This window comes from Sphingomonas sp. ABOLG (assembly GCF_003950435.1).
GTDB classification, from domain to species: domain Bacteria; phylum Pseudomonadota; class Alphaproteobacteria; order Sphingomonadales; family Sphingomonadaceae; genus Sphingomonas; species Sphingomonas panaciterrae.
Genome location: NZ_QQWW01000021.1, coordinates 25,481 through 32,405, shown reverse-complemented (window position 1 = coordinate 32,405; position 6,925 = coordinate 25,481). Strand labels below are relative to the sequence as shown.

8 protein-coding genes are annotated in these 6,925 nt (G+C 66.5%); 3 read left to right on the top strand and 5 right to left on the bottom strand.

The window, feature by feature from the left end; translation table 11 throughout:
* The 5 genes from CA236_RS17175 to CA236_RS17155 all read right to left on the bottom strand — a co-directional run.
* A partial coding sequence (locus CA236_RS17175; protein ID WP_206430616.1) for a VOC family protein occupies positions 1-311 on the bottom strand: 311 nt, incomplete at its 3' end.
* Positions 308-1,093, bottom strand: coding sequence for a VOC family protein (locus CA236_RS17170; protein ID WP_125946543.1), 786 nt, complete (start codon positions 1,091-1,093; stop codon positions 308-310). The genes CA236_RS17170 and CA236_RS17175, both read right to left, overlap by 4 nt.
* Positions 1,094-1,111: 18 nt before the next feature.
* A complete protein-coding gene (locus CA236_RS17165) occupies positions 1,112-1,825 on the bottom strand; it encodes a DUF1428 domain-containing protein (RefSeq protein ID WP_046409675.1) in 714 nt (237 codons plus the stop codon).
* A complete protein-coding gene (locus CA236_RS17160; RefSeq protein WP_046409557.1) occupies positions 1,822-2,520 on the bottom strand; it encodes a glutathione S-transferase family protein in 699 nt (232 codons plus the stop codon). Before CA236_RS17160 ends, CA236_RS17165 begins: the two co-directional genes overlap by 4 nt.
* 86 nt (positions 2,521-2,606) lie before the next feature.
* Positions 2,607-3,041 carry a VOC family protein gene (locus CA236_RS17155; RefSeq protein ID WP_125946542.1) on the bottom strand — a complete coding sequence of 145 codons (435 nt, stop codon included), beginning with the start codon at positions 3,039-3,041 and terminating at the stop codon, positions 2,607-2,609.
* A 63-nt stretch (positions 3,042-3,104) separates the two neighbouring features.
* On the opposite strand from CA236_RS17155, the gene CA236_RS17150 reads away from it, so the two are divergent.
* The 3 genes from CA236_RS17150 (at position 3,105) to cobT (ending at position 6,838) form a co-directional block, all read left to right on the top strand.
* Positions 3,105-3,800 carry a helix-turn-helix domain-containing protein gene (locus CA236_RS17150; protein WP_125946541.1) on the top strand — a complete coding sequence of 232 codons (696 nt, stop codon included), beginning with the start codon at positions 3,105-3,107 and terminating at the stop codon, positions 3,798-3,800.
* A 46-nt stretch (positions 3,801-3,846) separates the two neighbouring features.
* Positions 3,847-4,851 (top strand): cobaltochelatase subunit CobS, encoded by a 1,005-nt coding sequence (gene cobS / locus CA236_RS17145; RefSeq protein ID WP_046409563.1) that lies wholly within the window; start codon positions 3,847-3,849, stop codon positions 4,849-4,851.
* A 163-nt stretch (positions 4,852-5,014) separates the two neighbouring features.
* Positions 5,015-6,838, top strand: a complete 1,824-nt coding sequence (gene cobT, locus CA236_RS17140) for a cobaltochelatase subunit CobT (RefSeq protein ID WP_125946540.1) — start codon at positions 5,015-5,017, stop codon at positions 6,836-6,838.
* Positions 6,839-6,925 lie beyond the last annotated feature (87 nt).

Genomic DNA, 6,925 nt, shown 5'->3' with positions numbered 1-6,925 from the left:
CCCTGCCCTCCTCTGCCGTCGATCGCATCCCAATAGCGATCGGTCTCCTCCTGCGTCTCGGTCATCACCATGAAGCTCACCGCCTCATTGGGGGAGAAGGCCGGGCCGCCGTTGAGGCCGAGGAACCGGCGCCCGAGCAACGTGAACTCGACCGTCAGCTCGCCCCCCGCAGCCATCGAGGGATTGTCCGCGGGCGACGTCTGGATGCTGTCGACATGGCTGTCGGGAAAGGTCGCGGCATAGAATTGCGCGGCGGCACGGGCCTCTCCCCGGTCGAACCAGAGGCAGGTGACCATCTTGTCGTGGCTCATGATGCGTCTCCGGGCGATGCGATGCCGAACGATGCGCCGTGTGGATCGCTGGCGACGATCACCCGGTCGCCGCCGGGTACCTCCATCGGCCCGGCGTGGACGGTGCCGCCCCCCGCCGTCACGGCAGCGGCTGCCTTCTCTATGTCGGGCGCGCGAAAGTAGAACAGCCAGCCCGGCGTCGGCTGATGCTGGTTGACCTGCATCGTCGCGCCGAATGTCTCCTCGCCCACGGCGGCAAAGACATAATCGCCCATGCCCTCGGGCATCGGCATCTTTCCCGGGAAGGTCCAGCCGAAGATGTCGGCATAGAAGGCGTTGGCCGCCGCCTGATCGTTGGTGACCAGTTCGTGCCAGTTGCACTTGCCCATGCCGGTCCGCTCCCACGCCGTGCTGGGCGCGTCGACCGCGCCGCGCATGACGTAGAAGGTGTTGCCCTGCGGATCGGCGACCATCGCCAGCCGGTCCACACCGGGCATGTCGAACGCGGGCAGGTGGATACTGCCGCCCGCCGCGGTGATCCGCGCCACCGTCGCATCGACATCGTCGACCCCGATGTAGAACAGCCATGTCGGCCGCGCGCCGCCCGCCACCATCGCCGGATCGAGCGACATCATCCCGCCGACATTGCTGCCGTCCGCCGTCACGAGCATCCGGTAATCCGGTCCCTCCGACGGCTTCGGCCCGATCGTCCACCCGATCGCCTGCCGATAGAACTCGCCCGAAGCGTCAGGATCGGTGGTCAGCAATTCGTACCAGATGGGCGTTCCATGCCCGTTGCGCATCGCCTTCCTCCCGCTCGCTCAGCCATCGACGGCGGGTACGAAGCCGCCGAACATCATGCGCTTGCCGTCGAACGGCCGGTCGCCGCCGCCCGACAGCCGCTCATCGTTCATCAGCGCTTCCCAGCCGCGATCGCGCACCGCCTTTGATGGCCATTCGATCCAGCCGAAGGCGACGGTTTCGCCATCCTGCACCCGCGCCGCGCGGCGGAAATCGGTGACCTTGCCGACCGGCACGTCGTCGCCGAACCCATCGACCACGCGAGTGGCGCCATGATCGAGGAAGGCGGCGGCGGATGTTTCGGCAAAGCGCCGATAGTCGTCACGCCGCGCCACCGCGACCGGCAGGACGACGCCATCGACATAGCCGCAATCGCCGCCCGGCCCGGCCTCGCTGATGACCTCGAACCCGCCAAAGATCATGCGCTGGCCGTCGAACGGCATCGGTCCCAGCTGCTCCATCCGCGGATCGCTCATCATCTGCTGCCCGGCGGCGTCGCGGCTCGCCTTGTCGGGATATTCGATCCAGCTGAACAGGACGGTCTCGCCGTCGCGCGCATCGACTGCGCCCCACAGGTCGTTGACCTCGCCACGCGGCACGTCATCGCCCCATCCCTCGACGTTGCGCGTCGCGCCGAACTCGCGCAGCAGCACCCGCGCTGCCTCGGCATGGGCGATGTAGCGATCCTTGTTGGCGGTCGGCGCGACCACCACGAAGCCATCGACATAGGTCATGCCGCCGCTCCTTCCCGCGCCGCGAGCCATTCGGCGATTTCCGGCGGCGGCGCGCCGGTGAAGCCGGCAAGCTGGTCGGCCAGCGCGCGCTGGAACGCCGGCCGGTCGGTCCCCCGCGCGACATAGGCGCGCAGATTGTCGTACCGATCGAGGTAGCCGTCATCCTCCAGGATGCGCACCACCGACACCATCAGCAGGTCGCCCGCGGTGAACACATCGTCCTCCAGCCAGGTGCGATTGCCCAGGCGGCGCGACAGTTCCTCCAGTCGCTCGTGGATTCGCGCCTCGACCGAGGGCAGCCGTGGGCGCGACCATGGCTGGTCCGCCTCGAACAGGGTGGCGATGGCATGATCCATGATCGGCGGCTCGACGGTGTTGAGCGCGGCGAACATCCATTCGATCGCCCGTGCCCGCGCGCCCGGCTCCTGCGGCAGCAACGTGCCGTGGCGCTGGGCGATATGCAGCACGATCGCGCCCGATTCGAACAGCACCAGATCGCCTTCCTCATAGGTCGGCACCTGCCCGAACGGCTGGCGCTGGCGATGCTCCGGATGCTTCTGGCTGCCCTGCGACAGATAGGTGACGTCATAGGGCTGTCCCACTTCCTCCAGCGCCCAGCGAACCCGCAGGTCGCGCACCTGCCCCTCGGCAAAGGGCGGCACCCAATCGAACGCGGTAATCCTTGGCCGTTCCATCCTCTCGCTCCTCGTCCTTCTGTGTCGTGGCGTGTCCGGGCGGGCGCGGCGGTTCAGGGGCGCGCGCTCATTCTTCCCGGTGCTCTTCAGGCGGCCGTCGTGTCCGGCTGCCCCATCGCCTCTTGCGCGGCGGCCATGTTCATGAACATCGGCTCCCACACATGGCCGTCGGGGTCCTCGAACGCGCGCCCGTACATATAGCCCATGTCCTGCCGCTCGCGCGTCTCCCGCCCGCCGGCCGCCAAGGCAGCCTCGGTGATGGCGTCCACCTCTTCCCGGCTATCCTGCGAGATGGCGAGGAGCACGCCCGAGGTCGTATGCGCGTCGATCAGCGTCTTGTCGGTGAAGGTCGCGTAGAAAGCACGATCGAGCAGCATCACGTTGATCTCGTCGGACCACACCACCGCTGATGCCTGTTCGTTGGAGAACATCGGGTTCCGGCGAAACCCCAGCGCTTCGTAGAAGGCGGCGGCGCGCGCCACATCGCTCACCGGCAGATTGACGAAGATCATTCTCGCCATCGCACCTCTCCCTTGCGACTCGTTGCTTGTGGTTTGTGCGCCTGGTAGTTATTAAAAGCAACAATGAAGTCAGAAAAAGTAACTGCGGTGTTTCTGGGCCGGCGCCGATGGTATGATGACGCCTGCGGCACGGCGCTGGCGATGGAACTGGTCGGCGAGCGCTGGGCGATGCTGATCGTGCGCGAATTGATGTTCGGCGCGCGCCGCTTCGGCGAGTTGAAGGCGTCGCTGCCCGGGATCAGCGCCAATGTCCTGACCCAGCGGCTGGAGGGGCTGGAGGCCGCACGCATCCTGAAACGGCACCGGCTGCCGCCGCCCGCCAGCGTGCAGGTCTATGAACTCACCGCCTGGGGCTATGAGGCGGAAGGCGCGATCAAGGCATTGGGCGCCTGGGCCGCGCGATCGCCCGATCATGATCCGATGCTGCCGTTATCCTCGGCATCGATGATGCTGTCGCTTCGCACCATGATCGATCCGGTTAAGGCCAAAGCGTGCCCGGATTGCACCGTCGCCTTCACCTTCGGGGCCGAATCATTCCTCGCCCGGCTGGTCGACGGCGACTTGCCGATCGTCCGCGGGGCCGGGGAGGCCGATGTGCATTTCACCACCAATGCGCGGATCATGGCCAACATCGTCTATGGCAAATGGCCGATCGAGGAGGCGGAGGCGGCCGGAGAATTGGTGTTCGCCGGCAACCGTGCGCTCGCCCGTCAGTTCATCGATCTCTTCCATCTGCCGGCAAAGGCAAAGGTTGAATAACCACCGGCGACGGGCCTAAGGCAGTCGTGTTAATTCCGAGGCGCGCATGACCGATATCCCGAACACGCTTCCCGACAGCCGCGAAACGACGATCCTCGACGCGCCCGACAAGATGGTCAGCGTGCGTGAGATGTTCGGGATCGACAGTGACATGCAATGCCCCGCCTTCAGCGAGGCGGATGAGCGGGTGCCCGATCTCGACCCCGCTTATGTGTTCGATCCGGACACGACGCTCGCGGTGCTGGCCGGCTTCGCGCACAATCGCCGCGTGATGGTGCAGGGCTATCACGGCACCGGCAAATCGACGCACATCGAACAGGTGGCGGCGCGGCTGAAATGGCCGTGCATCCGTATCAACCTCGACGCGCATATCAGCCGTATCGACCTCATCGGCCGCGACGCGATCGTGCTGAAGGATGGTCAGCAGATCACCGAGTTCCGCGAAGGGCTGCTGCCCTGGGCGCTGCAGACGCCGACCGCGCTGGTCTTCGACGAATATGACGCCGGCCGCCCGGACGTGATGTTCGTGATTCAGCGCGTGCTGGAGACGGAGGGCAAGCTGACGCTGCTCGACCAGAATCGCGTGATCCGCCCCAACCCCTATTTCCGCCTGTTCGCGACCGCCAATACGGTGGGCCTCGGCGACACCAGCGGGCTGTATCACGGCACGCAGCAGATCAACCAGGGTCAGATGGACCGCTGGAACATCGTCGTCACGCTGAACTACCTGCCGGCCGCGACCGAGGCGAACATCGTGCTCGCCAAGTCGGGCGAATATGACAAGCCGGAGGGCAAGAAGCAGGTCGAGGACATGATCCGCGTCGCGGACCTGACCCGCAAGGGCTTCATCAACGGCGATATTTCCACCGTGATGAGCCCGCGTACGGTGATCACCTGGGCGCAGAACACGCTGATCTTCAAGGACGTGGGCTTCGCCTTCCGCCTGTCGTTCCTCAACAAGTGCGACGAGGCGGAACGGCCGCTGGTCGCCGAATATTACCAGCGCGTGTTCGGCAAGGACCTGCCCGAAAGCGTGGTGGGCAAGGCTTGATGCCGCGGAGGGCCTGACCCACCTTGTCGACCGGGGAGACATGGCTGGCGACGCCTGCGCCCACCGTCCTTCCGGCGTGTCGCCCTGATCACCGGGGCGTACGCCGGACCGGGCTCTCCCATGTACGTCGCGACGCCGGCATGGCGCGCAAGGAATACAGCTGATGGCCACCGAAACCCCGCTCGATCGGTTCAAGAACGTCCTCGGCGGCGCGTCGCGCGCCTTGTCGGAGGAGCAGGAGCTTGAACTCGCCTTCACCGCCGATGCGCCGACCCAGTCGGGCAAGCATCTGAAGGTGCCGATGCCGGCGCGCAGCCTGCCGGCCAATCAGGTCGCGGAGGCCCGCGGCTTCGCCGACGGTTTCGCGCTGCGGCTCAAGCACCATGATCCTGCGATGCATGCGCGCGGCGCCCCGCAGGAGGCGATTGCGCGCGCCGTGTTCGACGCGGTGGAGGGCGCCCGGGTCGAGGCGCTCGGCAGCCGTGGCTACGCCGGCATCACCAATAATCTGGCGCAGGTGCTCGACGTTCGCCTGCGTGCCGATCCGATCACCCGTGCGCGCAACCGTGACGAGGTGCCGCTGTCCACCGCGCTCGGCCTGATGGTGCGCGAGGCACTGACCGGGCAGGAATCGCCGGCGAGCGCCGCCGCCGGCCTCGCGCTGGTGCGCGACTGGATCAACGAGCGCGCCGATCTCAGCGGCATGGCGCTGGCGCTCGACGATCAGCGCGCCTTCCAGAGCCTGGCGATGAAGCTGCTCGAGGATCTCGAGCTGGTCGAGGGTGACCGGGCGCCAGAGGATGCCGATGACGGCGGCAGCGAGGACGAGGGCACCGACAGCGAGCAGCAGGACGAGGGCGAGGAAGGCGAAAGCCAGGACGGCGAGGGTCAGGCCGAATCCGAGCAGCGCGGCGAGCAGCGCGAATCGGAGGATACCGAGGGCGAGGGGCAGGAGCAGGGCGAGGACAATCTCGACGACCTCGATGGCGATCCGACCGATGAAGGGGAGGAGGGGATGCAGCCCGTCCGCCCGAACCGGCCCACCACCGATTGGTCGCCCGACTTCGACTATAAGATCTGGACCACCCAGTTCGACGAGGTGATCGCCGCCACCGAATTGTGCGACACCGACGAACTGGCGCGGCTGCGCGGCTATCTCGATCAGCAGCTCGTGCCGCTCCAGGCGGTGGTGTCGCGGCTGGCGAACCGGCTGCAGCGGCGGCTGATGGCGCAGCAGAGCCGGTCGTGGGATTTCGACCAGGAAGAAGGACTGCTCGACGCCGCCCGTCTCGCCCGGGTCGTCATCAACCCGATGCAGTCGTTGTCGTACAAGGTGGAAAAGGACACCGAGTTCAAGGACACGGTGGTCACGCTGCTGATCGACAATTCCGGCTCTATGCGCGGCCGCCCGATCTCGATCGCGGCGATCAGTGCCGACATCCTCGCGCGCACGCTGGAGCGGTGCGGGGTCAAGACCGAGATCCTCGGCTTCACCACCCGCGCGTGGAAGGGCGGGCAGAGCCGCGAGACATGGCTTGCGGCGGGCCGTCCGCCGCAGCCCGGCCGCCTCAACGACGTCCGCCACATCGTCTACAAACAGGCCGACGAGCCGTGGCGCCGCGCGCGCAATTCGCTCGGCCTGATGATGCGCGAAGGGTTGCTGAAGGAGAATATCGACGGCGAGGCGCTGCTGTGGGCGCACGGCCGCCTGATCGCCCGGCCCGAGGAACGCCGAATCCTGATGGTGATCTCGGACGGCGCGCCGGTCGACGATTCGACGCTGTCGGTGAACAGCGGATCGTATCTGGAGCGTCATTTGCGGCAGGTCATCGACTGGATCGAGCGCCGCTCACCGGTGGAGCTCATCGCGATCGGCATCGGCCACGACGTGACGCGCTATTACAATCGCGCAGTGACGATCATGGATGCCGAGCAGCTCGGCGGCACGATCATCGAACAACTCGCGGCATTGTTCGACGCTGAATAAGCAGCGCGTGGCAAGCGCCTTTCAGTAAACAGCCGCGGCCTTAATGTCCGTAACGCTTGATCCCGCGGCGCCGCAGCTTCTCCCGCT

What these genes read in the sequence shown, in the direction of transcription:
- CA236_RS17165 (WP_046409675.1), bottom strand. Translation starts at nt 1,825, where the DNA reads ATGACCTATGTCGATGGCTTCGTGGTGGTCGCGCCGACCGCCAACAAG.
- CA236_RS17150 (WP_125946541.1), top strand. Translation starts at nt 3,105, where the DNA reads ATGAAGTCAGAAAAAGTAACTGCGGTGTTTCTGGGCCGGCGCCGATGG.
- cobT (WP_125946540.1), top strand. Translation starts at nt 5,015, where the DNA reads ATGGCCACCGAAACCCCGCTCGATCGGTTCAAGAACGTCCTCGGCGGC.
- CA236_RS17155 (WP_125946542.1), bottom strand. Translation starts at nt 3,041, where the DNA reads ATGGCGAGAATGATCTTCGTCAATCTGCCGGTGAGCGATGTGGCGCGC.
- CA236_RS17160 (WP_046409557.1), bottom strand. Translation starts at nt 2,520, where the DNA reads ATGGAACGGCCAAGGATTACCGCGTTCGATTGGGTGCCGCCCTTTGCC.
- cobS (WP_046409563.1), top strand. Translation starts at nt 3,847, where the DNA reads ATGACCGATATCCCGAACACGCTTCCCGACAGCCGCGAAACGACGATC.
- CA236_RS17170 (WP_125946543.1), bottom strand. Translation starts at nt 1,093, where the DNA reads ATGCGCAACGGGCATGGAACGCCCATCTGGTACGAATTGCTGACCACC.